The 19,583-nt window shown below is 52.1% G+C and carries 17 protein-coding genes and 2 tRNA genes; 5 read left to right on the top strand and 14 right to left on the bottom strand.

The annotated features are described in order from the left end of the window. The 5 genes from AAA857_RS08045 to AAA857_RS08025 form a co-directional block, all read right to left on the bottom strand. Nucleotides 1-74 (bottom strand) — tRNA-Arg (locus AAA857_RS08045). A 41-nt stretch (nucleotides 75-115) separates the two neighbouring features. Next, nucleotides 116-1,255, bottom strand: coding sequence for a hypothetical protein (locus AAA857_RS08040; protein WP_338174442.1), 1,140 nt, complete (start codon nucleotides 1,253-1,255; stop codon nucleotides 116-118). 50 nt (nucleotides 1,256-1,305) lie between these two features. Continuing rightward, nucleotides 1,306-1,470: a hypothetical protein gene (locus tag AAA857_RS08035; RefSeq protein ID WP_338174441.1), complete on the bottom strand. Its 165-nt coding sequence runs from the start codon at nucleotides 1,468-1,470 to the stop codon at nucleotides 1,306-1,308. Nucleotides 1,471-1,726: 256 nt separating this feature from the next. Continuing rightward, the gene (locus tag AAA857_RS08030) at nucleotides 1,727-2,359 is read right to left on the bottom strand and encodes a hypothetical protein (protein ID WP_338174440.1); all 633 of its coding nucleotides are present in this window, start codon (nucleotides 2,357-2,359) and stop codon (nucleotides 1,727-1,729) included. A gap of 122 nt (nucleotides 2,360-2,481) precedes the next feature. Next, nucleotides 2,482-3,918, bottom strand: a complete 1,437-nt coding sequence (locus tag AAA857_RS08025; protein ID WP_338174439.1) for a class II aldolase/adducin family protein — start codon at nucleotides 3,916-3,918, stop codon at nucleotides 2,482-2,484. A gap of 66 nt (nucleotides 3,919-3,984) precedes the next feature. On the opposite strand from AAA857_RS08025, the gene AAA857_RS08020 reads away from it, so the two are divergent. After that, nucleotides 3,985-4,056: transfer RNA gene (locus tag AAA857_RS08020), tRNA-Asp, on the top strand. Nucleotides 4,057-4,058: 2 nt separating this feature from the next. Here the strand turns inward: AAA857_RS08020 and AAA857_RS08015 are convergent. From AAA857_RS08015 to AAA857_RS08005, 3 genes are read right to left on the bottom strand one after another with little or no spacing between them, the layout of a single operon-like run. Further along, nucleotides 4,059-4,970 (bottom strand): hypothetical protein, encoded by a 912-nt coding sequence (locus tag AAA857_RS08015; protein WP_338174438.1) that lies wholly within the window; start codon nucleotides 4,968-4,970, stop codon nucleotides 4,059-4,061. Nucleotides 4,971-4,999: 29 nt separating this feature from the next. Then, nucleotides 5,000-7,918, bottom strand: a complete 2,919-nt coding sequence (locus AAA857_RS08010; protein WP_338174437.1) for a low-density lipoprotein receptor class A repeat-containing protein — start codon at nucleotides 7,916-7,918, stop codon at nucleotides 5,000-5,002. 52 nt (nucleotides 7,919-7,970) lie between these two features. Next, nucleotides 7,971-8,570, bottom strand: coding sequence for a GMP synthase subunit A (locus AAA857_RS08005; RefSeq protein ID WP_338174436.1), 600 nt, complete (start codon nucleotides 8,568-8,570; stop codon nucleotides 7,971-7,973). 84 nt (nucleotides 8,571-8,654) lie between these two features. Here AAA857_RS08005 and AAA857_RS08000 point away from each other — a divergent pair, with 84 nt between their 5' ends. After that, nucleotides 8,655-9,695 carry a M24 family metallopeptidase gene (locus AAA857_RS08000; RefSeq protein WP_338174435.1) on the top strand — a complete coding sequence of 347 codons (1,041 nt, stop codon included), beginning with the start codon at nucleotides 8,655-8,657 and terminating at the stop codon, nucleotides 9,693-9,695. A 1-nt stretch (nucleotide 9,696) separates the two neighbouring features. On the opposite strand, the gene AAA857_RS07995 is transcribed toward AAA857_RS08000, so the two are convergent. After that, on the bottom strand, nucleotides 9,697-9,822 hold the full coding sequence (locus tag AAA857_RS07995) for a hypothetical protein (RefSeq protein ID WP_338174434.1): 126 nt from the start codon (nucleotides 9,820-9,822) through the stop codon (nucleotides 9,697-9,699). A gap of 42 nt (nucleotides 9,823-9,864) precedes the next feature. Continuing rightward, entirely contained in the window at nucleotides 9,865-10,959 is a 1,095-nt protein-coding gene (locus AAA857_RS07990) for a hypothetical protein (protein ID WP_338174433.1), read from the bottom strand. A 37-nt stretch (nucleotides 10,960-10,996) separates the two neighbouring features. On the opposite strand from AAA857_RS07990, the gene dph5 reads away from it, so the two are divergent. Both dph5 and AAA857_RS07980 read left to right on the top strand, forming a co-directional pair. Beyond that, on the top strand, nucleotides 10,997-11,887 hold the full coding sequence (gene dph5, locus AAA857_RS07985) for a diphthine synthase (RefSeq protein ID WP_338174432.1): 891 nt from the start codon (nucleotides 10,997-10,999) through the stop codon (nucleotides 11,885-11,887). Nucleotides 11,888-11,895: 8 nt separating this feature from the next. Next, nucleotides 11,896-14,001 (top strand): sodium/proline symporter, encoded by a 2,106-nt coding sequence (locus AAA857_RS07980; protein WP_338174431.1) that lies wholly within the window; start codon nucleotides 11,896-11,898, stop codon nucleotides 13,999-14,001. Here AAA857_RS07980 and AAA857_RS07975 read toward each other — a convergent pair. Then, nucleotides 13,991-14,842: an MBL fold metallo-hydrolase gene (locus AAA857_RS07975; protein WP_338174430.1), complete on the bottom strand. Its 852-nt coding sequence runs from the start codon at nucleotides 14,840-14,842 to the stop codon at nucleotides 13,991-13,993. The two genes, AAA857_RS07980 and AAA857_RS07975, sit on opposite strands and share 11 nt — an antisense overlap. A gap of 100 nt (nucleotides 14,843-14,942) precedes the next feature. Here AAA857_RS07975 and AAA857_RS07970 point away from each other — a divergent pair, with 100 nt between their 5' ends. Continuing rightward, nucleotides 14,943-16,688 carry a hypothetical protein gene (locus tag AAA857_RS07970; protein ID WP_338174429.1) on the top strand — a complete coding sequence of 582 codons (1,746 nt, stop codon included), beginning with the start codon at nucleotides 14,943-14,945 and terminating at the stop codon, nucleotides 16,686-16,688. Between the two features lie 4 nt (nucleotides 16,689-16,692). On the opposite strand, the gene AAA857_RS07965 is transcribed toward AAA857_RS07970, so the two are convergent. From AAA857_RS07965 to AAA857_RS07955, 3 genes are read right to left on the bottom strand one after another with little or no spacing between them, the layout of a single operon-like run. Beyond that, nucleotides 16,693-17,295, bottom strand: a complete 603-nt coding sequence (locus AAA857_RS07965; protein ID WP_338174428.1) for a LysE family translocator — start codon at nucleotides 17,293-17,295, stop codon at nucleotides 16,693-16,695. A gap of 23 nt (nucleotides 17,296-17,318) precedes the next feature. Next, nucleotides 17,319-18,497 (bottom strand): aminotransferase class I/II-fold pyridoxal phosphate-dependent enzyme, encoded by a 1,179-nt coding sequence (locus tag AAA857_RS07960; RefSeq protein WP_338174427.1) that lies wholly within the window; start codon nucleotides 18,495-18,497, stop codon nucleotides 17,319-17,321. A 35-nt stretch (nucleotides 18,498-18,532) separates the two neighbouring features. Beyond that, the gene (locus AAA857_RS07955) at nucleotides 18,533-19,501 is read right to left on the bottom strand and encodes a DMT family transporter (protein ID WP_338174426.1); all 969 of its coding nucleotides are present in this window, start codon (nucleotides 19,499-19,501) and stop codon (nucleotides 18,533-18,535) included. Nucleotides 19,502-19,583: the final 82 nt, after the last annotated feature.

Below are 19,583 nucleotides of genomic sequence, written 5' to 3'. Positions count from 1 at the left end.
CGGGCGTGGCAGGATTCGAACCCGCGATCTCCGGCTTAGGAGGCCGGTGCATTATCCAGCTGTGCTACACGCCCATTCTCATGTGATGGACAATGTTTCAAGATGCTTCCGATGGTTATGGCTCTGCGTATTCCACGCCGATCTGGGCAACTCGATGCAGGAATGCTTCGAGCTGAATTCGGCCCTGTGCGGAGCGTTGGAGTGAGGTGTCGCACAATGATAATGCGTTCAAGAGTGCGGTTAACAAGTTCGCATCAAAGTGAGAGCGGCCCGCCGTCAAAAAACGATGAAAGCGGTCCACAACTTCTCGAGAATCCATGTCGTGAACGTTCATCATCTGGTCAAGTGCCCCCATGGCTCCTTTCAACACTCGACTGTTTTTCTCGCCTTTCTTTTCCCATCGCCAATCATGGACCCGGCCTCGAAGAGCTTCCTCAAGAATGAGTTGGACTTCGCGAAGTGAAGTATTGGCCATGAGCGTTTGAACATTTTTGCGATCGTTCAACAAATCCCGCTGAGCGAGGAGTTGGGTCATGAAGATGGCCTTCCGGAGGTTTCCATTGGCCACGTGAGCTACATCGCCTACTAAACCCAGAGCCGCATCATGGCCTTCTTTCCCAAGAATCTCATTCAATCGTTGTTCGATCATCACCCTTGAAAGTGTGGGGATGCGCACGTGTTGGACTCTGCTTCGCAGCGCCTCAATCATCCTCGAAGGCGTGTGAGTAGTGAAAATAAAACGTGCACTCCGGCTGCTCTCTTCCATCATTCTTCGCAAATACGATTGCCTTGCATGGCCGAGGTAATCGGCGTCCTCAATAACAATGATTCGGGACACTGGGGCTCGTCCGGATGACGGGTCGCGTTGCGACTCTTGGCCAGACGGCGGCGGAGTTCCGTCCCCTACCAAGCTCATGGAATGGTCAAAGGCGTCAAGACTTGTTCGTCCGGCAAGTGTGTCTTCTGAACCCGACCCTGCTGGGCGTAAGAACGCCTCAAACTTGGCCATTGCTCCTGCAGTTTTGGCTAAATCACGGGCTTGAAGCACGTGTGTTGTAGACGACCAAGCCGGGCCGAGAACTTGACGGCACACAAGACGATAGGCGGCAGTTTTTCCACAGCCTGCTGGCCCTGAAAGCAAAAGATGGGGGGGGTTGGATCCGACGGCAGCGCGCTCAAGCGTTTGAATCAAACTTTCTGGAGCGACGAGTTCCGAAAAAAAGCGTGGCTGGTATTGCTCAAGCCACATCGTCATAATGACAGCAAATTGACCAAGGTCTTTCAACTCTGCGAGAAAGTTAAATCTCACTCAGCGTTGATGCGCTTGGTGCCGTGACGGCGGAGTTTCATGAAAATACGGGAACCGCAGGCCTTGCAGCTGATTCCGTTTCGCTCTCGATGGAACGATTCCAGGCTTCCACAGTCAGCGCATTTGTAATCTACGAGTTCAACCATAATGTCTCTCTCCATTCACCGCGACCGTGCATCCCGTTTTGAACCTGTTTGTTGCGAACGGCTACGAATAAGTTCATCCAACGTCGCTGGAGCCATCACGAAAAGCTTGCCTGTTTCGTAAAGAAGCGTTATTCGAGAACGGACGGCTGAAGCCGTACGCTGATGCAAATGTGCTATTTCAATCAGGCAGCATTGGCTCTCAAGATTCTCGATGAGATGATCGTCTTCCGAGTCAGACCAAGGTCGACCGCTTCGAGATGACATGTGTGCCTCAGCAGAGGTTGCCACCAACCAAGCCGGGCATGAGGCGGATGCGGCTGCCTGCGTCAATGTTCATGGCGGCCACGTCAGCGGTGCTGACGAGTTGGTCGTTCACGAACACCCAGGTGCCTGGAGCGCTCTCAGCCTTCTCTGCGATTTCAGCTTGGGTCATCACCACTTCAGAGTGGCCAGACTTGTCTGCAATTTCGACATTGAAGGTCGGGGCGTTGCCACCAACCAAGCCGGGCATGAGGCGGATGCGGCTGCCTGCGTCAATGTTCATGGCGGCCACGTCAGCGGTGCTGACGAGTTGGTCGTTCACGAACACCCAGGTGCCTGGAGCGCTCTCAGCCTTCTCTGCGATTTCAGCTTGGGTCATCACCACTTCAGAGTGGCCAGACTTGTCTGCAATTTCGACATTGAAGGTCGGGGCGTTGCCACCAACCAAGCCGGGCATGAGGCGGATGCGGCTGCCTGCGTCAATGTTCATGGCGGCCACGTCAGCGGTGCTGACGAGTTGGTCGTTCACGAACACCCAGGTGCCTGGAGCGCTCTCAGCCTTCTCTGCGATTTGTTCTTGTGTCATCTGAACCACACTGTGGCCGGATTTGTCTGCGATTTCTACTTCAAATGTATTGTCCATGGTTTCCACCTTTGAGAGGAAGAAACTTCGACCACATATAAACCTCGGAAAAATCCGAGATTATTTGAAGTGGGGTTCGTTTCAACATCACAGAAGTTGAACACCTTAAGCAGATATAAACATCAAAGTTTGAGGTTGGCTTGTCGACTCAAGAGATGGATTTGCATGCTGTGTTCAAGGATGGCTGCATTGGCCCATGCTTGATCGAAATCTGCGCCCACTGCATAGGCACCGTTGCCTCGGACAACAACACAGCGCATGTTTCCTTGAGTTAGCGCTTCTCTAACTTGGCGAAGATAATCTTCGGGCTGCTCTTCGTCGGGGTCTACGATAATGATTTTACCGATATGGTGCTTACCGATTTCATCGATTGGATTGAGCAATACAAGGTCCTTTTCGCAACTCGCCGTGGTCGTGTGGGGGGCATGCATGTGAATGACTGCCGCAGGACCGCCGGTTACAACAGATACCGATGCCAGAATGACTTCCATGACGTGCCAGTCTGACGGAGCGCCTCGCGGTGAAGTGCCGCCAAGTTGACCAGCACACAAACTTCGTTCATTCATCCTTGGAAGCATAGCCATGTGGCGGGTAGACACCATGATGTTGGGTTGGTCTGGCGAAATCATAGCCAGACTCCCCATGGTTGCTCGAATCAAATGTTCTCGGTCCAGTTGCCTCCCCATACGCACAAAGTCTGAAACGACGTGTGCAGGGATGACAATGTTGTTTTCAACAAGGGGGGGCATGGGAGGCTCCTCCAATTGTTCGATGACTTCGGTTGCTCCGACGACCGATTGACGCAAGCGAGCATTCTCCATGTGAAGCCGTTCAAGCTCCGCCTCCTTTTCCGCAAGTGCCATGAGCATGGCCTCTGATGGTTCTGGAGCCGGCGGTGTGATTTCCAGTTCTTCGGAAGGCCCTTCAGCCAAGACGGTCGTTTCTTGCGGTTGTTCGGCTTGAGGTTCAGGGGTCGGTTCGGATTCTTCCTCAGGGGATGCTTCGGTTGACTTTGGGGCGCTTTCAGCCTCCAATACATCCGCTTCAACGACAGCGTCAACAACCGCTTCAACGGTTTCTTTAGCAGCAGGCGTTTCGGTTGCGGGTTTCTCTGGCTCTTCCTTTGGCTCTTCTTGAGGCGGTGAAGCGTCGGGTGGGCCGCTGGGCGGGCCGCTGGGTGGACCGGAAGGTGGGCCGGAAGGTGGGCCGCTGGGTGGGCCGGAGGGTGGACCGGAGGGTGGACCGGAGGGTGGGCCGGAGGGTGGACCGGAGGGTGGGCCGCTGGGTGGGCCGCTGGGTGGGCCGGATGGAGGCATAGGGTTGTTCTCGACCGGTTCTTCAACAGGAGATGAGGGTTCGGGCGCCTCATCGGCCGCTTCTGAAACAGAAGGTTCGAGTTCTGCGGGGGGCTCTTCGTTCGCTTGTTCAGGCTGAACTTCTTCTTCTGGTGCCTTTTCAAGACCTGAGATGTCCCCAAAGGCGCCGCCCAGCATGTTCTCTAATTGGTTATTTTCAGCTTCTTCTCGTGCGATTTCTGCTGATGTTTTCGGTTTCGCCATGGTAGCACCCAATTCCCCCACATGGCGCGGCTTAAATAGCGGTTGCGCCCCCGACGGGTTAAATCTGCCCGCTTGGTGTAGAGGTTATCATGCAGGATTGTCATTCCTGCGACCCGGGTTCAATTCCCGGAGTGGGCGCCTCACTCTTCTTCAAGGAGAGTTTCGTATGTCTTTTTATTGTGGTTTATGGGTCGTGCGGGCAGAAAGTACCACATCAATGGAAGTACAAGAAGTGCATCCAAATTCTTCCCGAGCTCGATGTTAAAGGTTGACTCAAAGGCGACAAAAGACTTCGCTCCCGTTTCATTTTCCTCTGGCGGCTGTTCAATAACTGCAGCCCTGTCCTCTTCATCGACAAGTCCAAGATCGTAACCCGAGAAGTCCGCTTGAAGTTCAAAGCCAAGCCATATCGGCCTCAGTCTGATGTCCTCAGTGGAATGAGCAAAGGATTGTGTTTCAATTTCGGCCCCGGGGGCACCTTCTGTGGCTGAGCCCCCCCCGTCATCATCGTCGCCGCCGCCATCGTCTCCACCTCCGAGGCTTGCGACGTAGGCAATGGGGAACATAGAGAACGCAACGAGCGTCATCGCAAAAGCGAACACGCGCAGATAATGGCGCCACTTCCATGGGACCATCATGAGAAGTTCACTCAGAACGAGGAGAATGAGAGAGGCTTTGATCCAATTACGACCTATTTGGAGCCAGTCCCGATCGCTACCACCTGATTCATCTGATTCACCTGAATCATCTGATGGTGAACCTTGGTCGTCATCTCCAGTTGTATTGACGGGCATCCTCGCCGTATCGTCCCGTTGCAGCGTGTAGAGGAAGAAGGCCGTCGCCCTTTCGATGCGAACATCGATGAGGGTCTGTTCGTTGTCAATAGCGACGAGGGAGTGGAACTCTGTTGGCGAAGGTCTGCCTTCGGTGTACGAGGCCTCTACAGATGCTACAAGCCATGCTGAAATGAACACGTGAACCGCAAGCAGTACAGTGATCAGAAGGCGGACGCCCCCGGCAGCTGCAAAAGGACGCGGACGAGGCGGCTTCACAACCGCCCCTGGCCCTCGTGCTTATTGATTCACTCGTTGTCTTCACGGCGAGTGGCATTGCCTGCTAATGCTGCAATACCAACCATTGCAAGAACGCTCAGAGGAGATAAGAACGGAAGGAGGCCTGCATCGTCTGCAACTTCTTCAGCAGTATCTGGCGCACTGGTTCCATCGCCGTCATTGGCGCCGCCGTCAGAGGTTCCATCTTGGCCGAGGTCCAAGGTCGAAGTGTCTACTCCGGCTTGTTCTAGTGCGTCTTCAAGAGCGCTGAGGTCGTGGTCTTCAATGTCAACGATGTCGGAAAGGTCCTCAAAGTCGGCCATGGTTGTTTGAGCGGACTGAGCGGGTGTGCCGGTCAAGTAACGAATGGACATGAACGTCATTGGGAGGTCTTCACTGTAACCAGTGGTTTCAGGACCTGCGATGACGTACTTATCCCCGTCTTCATCCACTGCATAGAGCCCCACTCCGATGATGGTAGCGTGCTCGGTACTCCATAGTGGAGCCCACATGCCGTCGGTGTATGGGAATTCTGGGGCTTCATTCTCTGACACTTCCTCAAGGGTACTTTCAAGGTTTTCACCAAAGTTCTCCATAACGTTTTGGAGACCGGAGTCGGCAATTGCTTCAGCGATCGTGGTGAGGCGCTCGCTTGGGTCGCCCTCTGTAGAAACTTCTTCGCAACGTTCTTCTTGCCAGTAAGCTTCTGTTTCACCTGGGGCCACAAGAGCTACGATGACACAGTAATCCCCTTCGGTTGAGACATCAAAGGAGTCTTCCACATACGTAGCGGAATCGGTCTCATCAAGAGGGAACGTTTTGGATTGTATTACTTGTTGCCCGTCTTCAGGGACCAATCTCACTACAATTTCCACATCTGATTCGGCATCCTCGGTGCTGTAGTGACTCACTCGAGCATCATAGTTCAATGTCATTCCATCGCTGTAAACATCCATCCAATCAATTTGAGGGCCCATCCACATGTTGTCACACATCATGGGTTGCTCATAGACCGAGTTGCCGTTGAGCATGATATTACCGGTCGTACACAAGACGTTGTCCCCAAAGTTGAGGCCTGGATCAGTCATATCGTCGTGTCCATAAGAGAACGCAGATCGTTCGTTACCGCCCTCCGGTGTAATGTCGCATGCGCCATTCCAGGAATTTCCTCCTCCACAAATTGTCATTGTATCGTTGTGGTACAAGATGTTCGCATCTGCCATGGAGCCATCAAGGAGTATTGCTTCAATGTGGTAAATTTCGTTTGTGTTTCGTTCATCCGAACCGTCTCCGCAATCAGAGTAGCCGTCGTTCACGTCATCCCAATCAACGGTTTCCACCATATTAGGCGTGGATGATTCGCATTCGTATGTGTTAACGTCCCCATTGGCGTATTGGGGTTCATCGGATCCGTCGGCACAATCGGCGGCGTTGCCGCCGTCATTGACGGAGGTCCACATGATTGTGGTCCCATCGTCACAAGTGAATGTTCTGTCAGTGAACGAAAGGTCATCCGCATACACGGCACCTTCGATTCTGTGAACTTGTTCACCGCTGTTCCAGTCTTCATAGGACTGGTAATTGGCGCCCAAGGTCATCTCATCTGACCCATCGTAGCAATCTTCGTATCCATCGTTCACATCCCATTCGTAAATCCACTGGCCACTGTCGCATTGCCACTGGTTTTCGTACGGGTCCCAATCGTCGCCATCGCTGTTGCCTTCTGCGAGGCTGCTTGCCCATTCATTGAGGAATGTGTCAACGATTGAATCTTCAAAGCTAGCTTCAAGGTCGTCAGCAATTTCTTCTCCGAATGCAATTGATGCGTGGCCAAGCACATTGCCCATCATCATGAACATGATTGGGTTTCCTGGAGGGCAGTCAACACACGCTACAGCGTCAACGGTCTCTCCGTTTCCGAGGCTGACCTCGAAGTCTTCTCCTTCCATGTCAGACTCCATTCCGAAATCAGCACTGGCGTCAAACTCTCCGTCGTAGTTGCCGGATTGTGTGAAAGCGTCAGACACCGTCAAATCAAATTCTCCTGAGTCAAGGCCAAATTCTTCGGTTGGGAGTCCTGTGAAGTAGATTTCATAATCTGCAGAACCGGTGTAAGTTCCCAATACATCTCCACAATAATCCCATACTTCGGCTTCGTAACCTTCATCCCAAACGCCGACGTCGTCGTCGTCGTCGGTGCATCCCCATCGTGTTTGTTCATTCTCTGAAGCTTCAATGTAGATTGGGCTTTGACTCTGAAGGCGCCACTCAGCGTCGGTTGACTCCATGCTGTAACCAAAGTTAATTCCGGTTGCAAAGTCAACGGCGAGTTCTTCGCCACCACCTTCTAGAGCGATGTCAACATCAAGGGACATGTCTACGCCAACGGTCATGTCAATGTCCATGTCTGCGCCAACGAGTTTGTAATCGTCGGTGAGGTACTCAGTGTAGAGAATGTCAACGGTAAGGACGTTTTCAAACTGAGTGATGACGTCGATGTCAATGGAATTGTCGTTGCCTCCGAAGGATGCTGTTTCATTCCAATCTGTGAGAAGCACGCCGTCAAAGAGAATTCCGTGTCGTAGAACGACGTCGCTGGTCCGACTCCAAACCTGAACGTCGTCTCCGTTTCCGTCTTGGATGGTTTGCATGGTGATGTCTTCTGTTTGGTGAACATAGACATTGGTTGAACCGGTTGTCAATTGTCCGATGTCCAAATTGAATCCAGCACCTTCTGCGTCGTCCATAATTTCAGTGAGCAACTCATCGATGTGAAGGCCGCTCACGTTGGCGAAGTCATCATCGAGACTTTGCCAGTCGTATTCAACACCGTAGTAGAATTCTGATGGGTTAGTTGGCTGTGCTTGTACCATGGTAAGGGGGGCAAGAGCAGTCAACAACAGGAGGGTTACAAGCAGGCCGGATTGAGAGCGTCGCTTAACGGACATTAGCCTCACCGGCGTTTTTGTCCATATTAAGTCTATTGATTGCAGAAAAGGCTTATTTCTGGAGGTTTTCTTTGTTTTCCCGACAAACTCGAACAAAATTTTCAAACATCTCTTTTCCAAATTCAGAATCGTTTACCTCAGGATGGAATTGGAGCCCGAAACGGTTTCCCGCCTCGTTTTCCATACCTTGAACCTTACAGGATGGACTGCTTGCTGTAATGAAAAATCCGTCCGGCACTTCGTGCACTTCATCGTTGTGAGACTCCCAGACCGTCTGGGTTGGTTCGGTGCCTGCAAAAATCTTCCCGCCGCCTTGTTCAAGATTGATTTCCATCGCCCCAAATTCCGGCTCTGGAGACTCCCGGGCATCTCCTCCATAGTGTCGAGCCATGAATTGATGGCCTGCGCAGATTCCAAGAATTGGGATGTCCAAATCCAAGAATGCTCCGCAATTCCCCAACTCTCCGGTCAACCCGACTCGTGCAGCCCCGCCCGAAAGAATGAGTCCATCAAGTTCACGAATTTCACTCACCGGCGTGGTGTTTTCAATGATTTTAGTATCAACTTTGAGATACCGTAGCATACGCCATTCTCGGTGCGTCCATTGTCCACCGTTGTCAACAACATCAATCACAAGAGGTTTTTCTGACATCAAGGCCACCTTCCTTTCTTGGCGGTAGAGGGACGACCATGAACATGCCGATGCATCAAAGAGGGAGGGGGTTTTCGGTAAATCATGCGCATGGGTCTCATGATAGGGGTGCTCCTCTCTCTATTGGTTGCGACATTACCGCCTGCAATGGCGTGTGAGACTGAAGTAGAGCGGGTGCTCAACGGCGGATTTCCCTCGCCAACCGGCATATCTCCCAACAAAGATGAATCCATTCGTGAATCGGTAAGGTTGGCCGGCATCGGGCAAAACGTGGCTCGTGAAATGTTGTGGCAGGTTTTGATGGGCGCTGAACTCAGTGAACGAGCCATCGCGGATGAAATCGACAGGGCCATGATCGAAAACGGCTCCAACCCTGACTGGCCTTCCTTTTCCACAATTGTGGCATCCGGCGCCAACGGAGCCATCCCCCACGGCGACCCAACAAACGATGGCGCTGGTCCAAAGCAGGTGCAAATTGGTGATGTTGTTGTTGTGGACCTTGGCGCAAGAGTCAACGATTGGGTCAGCGATGTCACGAGAAGTTACGTCGTCGGTGGAACAACAAATGAAACCATCATCAAGGCTTACATGGCCGTTTACGATGCTCAAAACCTCACCTTTCCACTGATCGAGGCAGGTACGCCTGCATGGGCTTTGGACGATATTGCTCGCGCCCACATTGAAGAGCAGGGCTTTGGAGAAAACTTCATTCATTCTCTCGGCCATGGATTTGGAGTCTGTGTCCATGAACCTCCTTTGCTCTCAGGTGGGACCGACGACCCATTGTTTGGGCTTTCATACAATCAACAACCGCTTGCACCGTACGATGCCATCACCATTGAGCCTGGAATTTACCTGGATGGATGGTTCGGAATTCGAATCGAGGATGATTTTTTGGTCAATCAAGAAGACCATGAATTCATGACTGCTGATTTGCCTCGGGATTTGGATTGGTTTATGATTGAACCAGATGCTTACGACATCTCGATGGCATTCAACCCTCCCGTTGAAGAAAGCATTGATTCAAATCAATTTTTACCGGTGCCGCTGGGACTTGTCGAAATACTCTGTTTAGTCGGACTAGCAGGACTGCGCCAAGACCGAACGGAAGAACACGATGAATGATTCAAAGCCGATGGTGGAGCGTTACCGTTCCGCAAACTCGGCACCAAACCTTGGTTCCGTCCTTACGAGGTGTTGCACCGGCGATGTCAATGCTTGCTCCGCATTCGCACTTCACGATGTTGTCCATGAGGCTCCGAAGCGGACGGGCTTCATGAAGTGAACGCTTGGTTCATATTGTAAAACGGCATTCAAATGCGACAAAACACTTTGAAGTTGAAAACCCTTTGATTTCAGAGAGGGTGGCCTCAATTTCATTCGCCCCGTGATCGCTTAGAAGTTGCCGGAGGGCGTCTGTATCTTTGAGAAGATGTTCACGTTCACGGATGGCCCAACCTCGAATCATAACGGGGTTGCCAGGTCGCAAAAGCGGCAGGAGGGTGGGCAGGTGTTCCAAGCTATCATGGGGTAAATTGACCAGTAAAACGTCTGCTTGTTCACGAAGGGTTGGGTTTTCGCCCCACAAAAGGGCATCTGCACACATGATTTCTGTCCGTTTCAATGGGCCGTCCGAACGCTTTGACCCCCAATATTCAACGTTCATTCGCAAGAGTTCAACGGCGTCAGGATTCAAGTCGCCAACAAGGCATCCGTCAATCAAGCCTGGCTCTGCAAAAAGAAGAGGGAGGGCCGGCCCCACTCCAGCATAGGGGTCGGCGAGAACAAGGGGGCGGCCAAGGTCCCCCCTTAATTTTCGAATGGAGGTTCGTGTCTTCTCTCGTTCGCTTGACAATCGCGTTGAAAAATAGGCTTTTGCTGGGTCGACCCAAACCAAATGGCCGTGTTCTCGTACCCTCGTCCGGGTGTGCTCGGTTCCATCTCGACTTTTTAGAACGGTCAATTCACGAACGCGGAAATCGCCCTTAACCCCTTCATCCGCGCATACGAGCCGAATGTTAGGCAGTTGTTCCAACATGGCTTGAGCGATACGTTCTCCATGAGGTGATGCAGGTCCTTCGAGTTTGACGATAAGAACGTCGCCTTGTATTTCATAGGCCGATGGCCATGTGTCCAGAGGCAACTCTTGCAATTCCTCTGGCAAACGTTCCGTCCAATGCACCGGCCCCTTGCCTTTCCCTTCCACCTCGATGTGCGAATGTCCGTCCCAACAGAGGTCTGCCTCCTTTGGCGCGTGTTCTGCAAGTGGAATTCCTCTGAAGTCGCCTTCTAAACGAACAACTCCAGCGGTGGTGAGCAACCAATTTGACGAGCGGCACAAGGCCAGCCAATCTTGAGTTTCCGCACTCGGCACTCTCAAATGACGCATGGCCTTCGCTCAAGCCAAGCGAACGGGAGGTTTGAGCATGGCGGAGGGTTTCACAACAACGCAAAACCTTCCTTCAACCGGACTCCTTCTTGTTGGAATGGGCCCTGGGAGCGTTGGCGCAATGACGCTTGAAGCCGTGGAGGCGGCCACTGCCGCCACGCATCGAAGGTATGAGGCCTACACCGCTTTGTGGCCGGATGAGGAGCTCGACCTGCTCGAACAAACCATTGGCCCAATTCAGCGCGTCATGCGGCCTGAGGTTGAGCAACCAGAGGATTTGTTCGCACTCGCATCCACTTCGCTCGTGGCCCTCTTGGTCGTGGGAGATCCTCTTCAAGCAACCACTCATGTGGATTTGCAACTTCAAGCGATTGAAGCCGGCATTGAGTGCCGGGTGTTTCACGGCATCTCAATTACCACGCTTGTCACCGGCGCAATCGGCCTCTCAAACTATCGGTTTGGTCGCCAAACAACCCTTACTTATCCCTACGGCGGATGGGTTGCAACATCGCCTCTTGAAACCATCGCCCACAACCGATTTACTGGGCTGCATACAATGGCTCTCCTCGACCTCGACCCTACCGGCTTAGGGACTGGTGACCAGCGTCCAATGGCTCCCAGCGATGCAGTTGAAGCGATTGTATTGATGCGTGAGAAAATTGAACAGGGTTTGTCTGAACGTGAGTTTTCAAATGACAGCCCTTCGGACATGATGATGAAAGAAGCCTTGCATTCGTTTGTGGCGGAAGATGTGCACATAATGCGAGTTGTGCTGTGTTCTGATATGGGTACTGACGACCAAACCATTGTTTCGACAACCGTTGAGGGATTGAGGAGCCAAGCCGGCGGTCGTCTAAATTGCCTTGTTTTTCCAGCAGCGACGGGTGAAGTTGAAGAGAAAGCGTTGCTTCGTTGGGCACAGGAGTAGAGAGGGCCATGTCGGAAAGTGTACTTTTGTTGCTCTCTTTTTTGCTCTTTATGCTCTTTTTTGCTGGCGTTGGACTTGCCTCAATGCGAGTTAAGGAAGATACAACGGACGATTACCTCGTAGCTGGGCGAGGAATGCATCCTGCACTTGCAGCATTGTCGGCGGTGAGCACGTGGAATTCGGGCTACATGTTCATTGGATTCATCGGTTTTGTTATCCTTCAAGGATATTCTGCAATCTGGATTGCCGCAGTTTCTACCATCGGGCAACTGGTTGCATGGATTTGGCTTTACAAATACATTCAGAAAGAGGGGGAAGCCCGTGGAATCCGGTCACTCTCTTCTCTGGTTTCGAGTACCAGCGGCTCACCTGAAGCAAAACTGGCGGGCGTACTTTCTGTGCTCTTCCTCTCGATTTACGCTGCTGCGCAACTGACCGCCGGAGGTGTTGCTCTCGAAACAATGCTAAATTGGTCTCCAACGATTGGAATTCTCATCGGTTTCGTGCTTGTCGTTGCCTACTGCTATGCGGGTGGAATTCGGGCTTCAATTTGGACGGATGCCGCCCAATCTTGCGTGATGATTGTTGGTTCGACCATTCTGTGCCTCGTTGCACTCAAAGCAACGGGAGGTTTCTCGGGACTCAACGACCAGTTGAATGCTATCGACCCTGCTATGACCAACCTTTTCCCATCGGGGCTCAAGTTTGGTGCAACGTTGTGGATTGCTGCCTTCTTCTTGGGTGGATTGGGCGTTGCTGGACAGCCTCAAGTGGTGTCTCGAGTGATGACGCTCAAGGACGATAAGGCACGTAAAGAAGCGATGGTTTGGTTCTTCGTTTGGCAGACACCATTCATCATTTTGATGTTCCTCATCGGCTTGTCATGCCGTGTTTTGTTGCCTGAACTGGGCACCAGTGGGGCAGAAACCGGCCTTCCACTCCTCGCCATGGAGAAATTGAGTCCGTTCCTCGGTGGGCTCATTTTGGCCTCAATTTTTGCGGCGACCATGTCCACTGCAGACAGCCAAGTTCTTGCCTGCACCGCAGCCATCACCGATGACATTCGGCCGGAATGGAGCCAAGATCACAAGACAACGAAGCAAGTGACGCTTGCTGTTGCTGTATTCGCCACACTGATTTCCCTTGTTGGACAACAATTTCCTGGATTTGGGGATTCGGTGTTTAAACTCGTTGTCCTTGCCGTCTATGGATTGGGTGGAATCTTTGTCCCACTCATCTTGGTGCGTATGATGGGTTACGAGCCCGATACCTTCCACTCCAGCACGATGATGATGTCCGCCATGAGCGCTGTGGTCGTTTGGACCCTGCTTGGATACGGTGGAGCGGATGGAATCTTCCCTTCCGTACCTGGCATGGGGGCTGCATTTGCTGCTCATTTCGCCATGTGCGCTCTACGTGATTCCTCAATAAGCAATCCCTTCGGACGCTACGCTGTTCCGAGTCAAAACGGACTCATCATCGGAGGTGTTGTTGTCTTACTCCTCACTGCCTCTGTAGAAGCCAGTTATATGAAACTCGGACCAAGTTCTTCATCGTCATCTGGAAACGTTGTGGGCGATTACCAAGTGAACGGAGAACTTTCCTATGTGTTGCTTGATTCGGGTACTGAATACGTCGCAGACGGAACGCCATGGAATGAGACCTTTTCCACTGATTCGGTCGATAACGCAGATGCCCTCAACATTGTGGGCCTGAAACTAACGCTTTCATACGGCGAAGATGAGGAATCCCAGGGAGGGGTTTGTCAATCGGAAACTTCAGCCGATACCATTTCAGGAACGGTCTCTCACCTTGAATTCTCTTTGAACGCTGCGGGGCAAAACAGCGAACAGAATGACGGCCATGAGGTTGTTTTAGAATGGTACAATTCCAGCATGATCGGTACAAATGTGTCAGGCTTGACAATAAATGAAATCGTTGAGCAGATTGATTCCATGGGCGCTGGACTTGGCGAGCACACGACAGAAATTTCTGTTGCTGCACAAGGTGATTCGTGCATCATTGGCGGAAGCAACGAAGACAACGGTGAAGAAGTGACATACACGATTGAACTCGTTGTCTTTGACTACACGATTGAAGCCGTCACAGCGTGAATTGCTGGCCCTGCTTTGCTACACCCCAGCCCATGGATTGGACCTTTCGTGAAGCTTCGCTGTTTTCATCATGAAGCGGATTGGTGTGGTTCAAGTGAATGAAGAAAATCTCCGGGTCGCCTTCTGTGCGATTCCCAAGACGGTTCAGTGTGTCACAAACTGGAGGATGAGGGACGTTGTTTTGTCGCAATGCTGGAAGTTCATCCATGTCCCAAAAAGTACCGTCGATCAAAGCGATGTCAACCTCAAGAACGTTCAACCATTCGCGAATTGACGTGCATTGATGTCGCTTTAGTGTGCTGTCCCAGTCGTCGTGGTCGGGCAAATAGAGGAGGGAGTGGTTTGGCCCTCGTACAACAAAGGCGTGCATGTCGGAGAGTTCCGCTCGATGGGGAACATGGACCGGTTCAACCCTCAATTCATCTGACAAAACGATGCGGTCATTGTGCATGAAGACTTGTTCGGAAAAGACGCCTTGAGCAAGCATGAGGGCCCATTGTGGGGTTTCCTCCATCAGATGAAACATCGAGGATGAGACGTGGAGGTTCAGGCCGTGTGCATTCATGGTTTCCTTGCCAAGAAGGCCCAGCCCGTCAACATGACCAAAGTGAGCATGGGTCAAAAAAATAGATGAAAGTGGGGGGTGCTTCCAGATGGACAATTGACCGGCTAAATGGCGGGTCGTATCGATGAGATGTCCGTTCCCTTCTTGGTCAACCAACCCCAAACTGACAGGATAGCGGTGTGCGCTCTGAGGCAGGTCGATGCAGCACTGTTGCTGACACCCCGCTTGAGGGAGTCCGCCGTCTTGAGCCGTGCCAAGAAGGGTTGCAGTCAGCATAAACAGGGGAATATGCGCTACATGATAGTGCTTTTCAAAGAGAGCCCCATCAAGAGAAGGCCTCAAACACTCAAGCCTGTCCGGAGAAAACGGGAGCATCATGGCGGCACCATCCAAAGTGGAATTTCCTGGCCAAAAGAAACAGCGCATGAAAATGCGCGGGACGAAGCAGGCCAACGAGGCCACGGCGAAAAAACTCGCCCGGCAACTCAGCGCGTTCCAAGAGAGCCCTCGTGGCCACTTGCCTGCTATGAACTTCAAAGGAAGATTAAGTTGGGGGCGTACCGACCCTGTCACAAAAACCCTGAGGGAAATTGAGCGCATCATCAAGAAAAAGAATGACCTTGGGTGGCTCTCAAAGCGAATGATGGCGCGTCGAGGCGATCCTGTCGCTAAGGCTTTTGCAGGCTCACTCCATGCCACCCATGATGAACAATTTACACTCGTTGGACAATTCAACTCCAGCTCATTTGGTTCTGCGTCCTATGTCCGAAGAGGGGATGGAAAGCCGGGTTATCTGGCTGGGATACAGAACTTTTCCAACCTCACCCTTCGCATGCTCCCATGGGAAGACCACGCAAAGAAAGGAATGTATTTCTTCAGTTGGGAAGGAGGGTTTGTTTGCACTGGCCCAAACCCGAATCCACCAGAAGAATGGCTTGCGGATGTACTCAAACGCTCACGGTTTGACATGACCAAATCAACCGTTGACGATAAGACAGTATGGGTCACTGAACGGCTGGACCCCGCTGCTGTCATGGAAGGAAAGGGAGGCAAAGAAGGATTTGTGACGCTGCGTTTTCATCACGGCCCGGTCGTTGGAATTGATTTTGATTCCCTCAACTCGTTCTCGAAAAAAGATGCATCGTTCATTCACCACCTCGCATTGTCCATGCTGCCGCCCCTTCTCCCGTCCATTTTGTCGGTTGAGGCTTTTTATCTTCCCAAAAAATGGCCTGAAGGTAAAGCGTTACCAGCGGCGTGCAGCGAAGGGATCGAACGTGTTGTTGACGCCTGGCAGGGGCTGACCTTGAATGAGGGGCTGATCGCTAACGCCATCAAATCTACCACGCTTGAAGGGATTGAAGATGGCCTCCTCATCGATGAAACTTGGATGCCAGGGGCCGATGTTGAGGCGATTGCCGAAGCTTTGGAACCCCTTGCGGGCTCACCTGACGAACGTACCCTCACCGCCCACATTCTGCGCGCTGCAATAGAACACCCTCACGAGAACAACGATTCGCTTCGAATTGAACAAAAAGGAACGACAGAACAACGCGAAAGTGGTGGAATTCGAGTTCTCAAAGGCGTGACGTGCGGCGATATTCTCTCCGCATTTTGGGAGACTCATGGTGAGCAAAGTCTCGCTGGCCTCGGCCTTGAAGGGGACGAAGCCACTGCTATTTGGGAACAGCAACATTCAACGCCGAAGCCTTTTGGTAAATTTCTCAAAGGTTTGGATAAGGCTACAGAACTCGCACGGCAAAAAGCACGATTCCCATCGTTGGAATCAAACGACGGTCCTGCTGCAATGATCCACATGCTCACGGTAAAAGGACTCACTTTGGGTATGGGGTCGGTTGAACGAGAAGCCACGGGCCGCCACGATTCTATCGACCGCTCTGCAGCAGCATGGGCATGGCTTGTTGCTGTCAATCGTTCAACAGGGCAAGAATGGCATTTTGATTCAAACGCACGCGACCGAGGAGGAGTATGGTTTCCAGCGACAAAGCATCTCCACGAAACCGGGCAAGCCTTGCTGGCTGCCGGCGATGATGATATTGGCGTCTGTCGGGATGCATGGCATGAGGCGTTTTCGGCGCTTCGCGCATTGATTGGAGAATAATGCCTCAGTGAGGCATGACAACCCAAACGGCTACGAGAACCAGAGAAAGGCCGAGACTCATGTTGAGTCGCTTTGCATTTTGAGGTGAATTGAGCATGGTGCTCAGGCGGGTTCCGAACATGGCCCAAGTCAGTACTGCAGGGTATCCCGCTAAGGCATTGACTGCAACAAGGATGATTTTGCTTCCAATTCCCTCGCCAAATAAGGTCCCCCATGCTGCCATAAGGGCCAGAAAATGAACCCATGCCTTTCCATTAACAAGTTGCAAAGCTGCCCCAGTACGAAATCCCAGACGTTGCGTTTCTTTGGCATCCCCTGCGGATTTGGCTTGGCTGCGGGCAATTGAAATTCCAAGGTAGGCAATGTAAGCCGCTCCGGCATACGTCAATGCATCAAATACTGCTTTGTTTGACTCGATTGAAGCCGTAGCCATGCCCACTGCGATTCCAAGTGTTGACCATCCAACGACCATTCCCCAAGTTAGAGGAAGAGTCGCACGAAAGCCGTGCTGAGCGCCATGTGCGGCGCATAGCATGTTGTTAGGCCCCGGTGAAAAACACATGGGGATGATGAAAACCAAAAGAGCCAAGAACGCAGTCCAGTCCATTTCAGCACGCCCTAGAGGGTTGTTCAAAGGGTGTTGAGAGCGTCGTTGATGTCCTTCCAAAGGTCTTCAACGTCTTCAATGCCGATACTGAGGCGAACAAATCCCGGTACGACGCCTGCTGAATGACGTACATCTTCTGGGACGAACATGTGGCTGGAATTAAACGGACATTCGATCAACGATTCAACGCCACCGAGACTTGTTGCTTCGTAAATCATCTCAAGACCTCTCATGAACTTCAGGGCCGCATCATCTCCACCTTTGACAACAAAGGCAACCATTCCCGCCCCTTTAGGAAGAATGCGTTTTGCAACCTCGTAATCGGGGTGAGACTCAAGGCTGGTGTGAAGAACATAGTCAACATGGTCGTGTCCCGTGAGGCGTTCTGCAAGCGTTGCAGCGTTGGTACAAATGCGTGGCATTCGAACATCAAGCGTTCGCATTCCTCGCTCAAGGAGGTAGCATGCGTGCGGGTCTGGGCTTCCTCCGAAGTGAACCTTGCGCATGAAGATTTGAGCGATGAGTTCTCTTGAACCGACGACGGCCCCCCCGATGATATCGGAGTGGCCACCAAGGTATTTTGTGGTTGAGTGGATGACCAAATCAACGCCCATTGTAAGGGGTTTGCAACCCCAAGGCGATGCGAAAGTGTTGTCGATGACGACCATCACATTGTGCCGTCGGCCGATTTCAACCATAGCAGGGATGTCGCACACCTTCAAAACAGGGTTTGTTAATGTCTCAATGTAGAGCATCTTGGTGTTCGGTTGGATGGCTGCTTCATAGGAAGACGGGTCCTGCATGTTCGCCATACTTACTTCGATTCCAAAACGGGTTAACTCTTCGGTCAAGAGCCCGTAGGTTCCGCCGTAAACGTCTGCGCTGGCCACGATGTGGTCGCCTTGATTGAGGAAGGAAAGCATGGTTGCTGAAATGGCTGCCATCCCTGAGGCGAAGGTTTCTGCATCTTCACCTTCTTCAAGCGCCGTTAATTTCTGGGCCACTGCATCTGAATTCACCGTAGAAAGTCTGCCGTAAAGAAGCGTGTGTTGAGCGCCTGCAGCCCATCCAGCATATCGCTCATCCGTCAACTTGTATGTTGAGGATTGAAAGATTGGCGTGTTGACTGCGTCGCCAATGTGTTGTGTGCCGCTGTGAACTGCTTTACTAGCAAACCTGTGGTTCGTGTTATCGTTCGACATGACCCTCAACAACCTTCCCACACATGGGTTCTCCTTCAAGGGTTCTCCTTTTCGGCTTCGTCTTGTGGAGTGGTCAGTTCAACCAAAAGGTTGCCACAAAGAAGTACAGAGCCCCCGATCAAAATCCACCATGTCCAAGGGACGAGGCCAAGACTGAGCCCAAATATAGTCGCCCAAACCGGTTCAAACGCATAGATGATTGCAGCTTGTACCGGGTGCATGTGGCGTTGATACATATTGAGTGCTAACAGGCAGAAAAATGAGCCTCCAACTCCAAGGAGAACAAGGGGTAGAAGGACGCCTTTGGTAGAGAGAACTGCGGGAATCATCGACCGGATTTCTCCAGAGGCGGCGAGCATGATGACCCAAGCCCCAGCGCAGACTACCGCAAAGGACGTGAGTGAAAGACCAACAGGGTCAAGGCGTTTCGTGAGGGTTTGAGTGAACACAATATGAAGGGCGAAAAAGAAGGCTGAAATCACCGTGACAATTTCTCCCCACCCCCAAGAAAGGTGCGGGGGGCCTCCGATAAATCCGGCTCCGAATGTCGCAAGAAACACGCCCCAATAGAGCGTTGCCCGGGGCGGGTGTTGGGTCATCCGAACGCTGAGCATCGCAGTCATGACAACATAGAGCGAAGTAAGAAACGCCGATGTGGAGGGATTGATCTCTTCCAAAGCGACCATCTGCGTAACAAAGCCAACGAGCATTAATCCACCCAGCAGTGCGCCGCCGCGCCACAATTCCTTTCCCTTGATGGCCGAACGTGCATTGGAGAAAAACAGCAACATCAGCACCATGGCGATGAAGAAACGCGCCCCAACTAAAAAGGCGACAACGGGGACGGTTCCATACAGTTCCAATTCGCTTTCAAGGGCATTCAATGCTTGCTTCATCCAAATGAATGTTGCACCCCAAACCAGCGTGACGCTGAACAAAACAAGTGCAGCAGTTCTCCGCGTCGGATTTGACAGAGAAGCCGACTGTTTTTCCCGCCCCCCCATGCTCGCTGGGTGGTTCGTAGGGGTCATGAGCATGATGGTTCATCTTCATGGACAACGCATATCCTCAAGGAGTGCCCCTTCT

It is taken from the genome of Candidatus Poseidonia alphae, assembly GCF_943787815.1.
GTDB classification, from domain to species: Archaea; Thermoplasmatota; Poseidoniia; order Poseidoniales; family Poseidoniaceae; genus Poseidonia; species Poseidonia alphae.
Note: the sequence above shows the minus strand (reverse complement) of the source record. Positions and strands in the feature narration are given on the sequence as shown.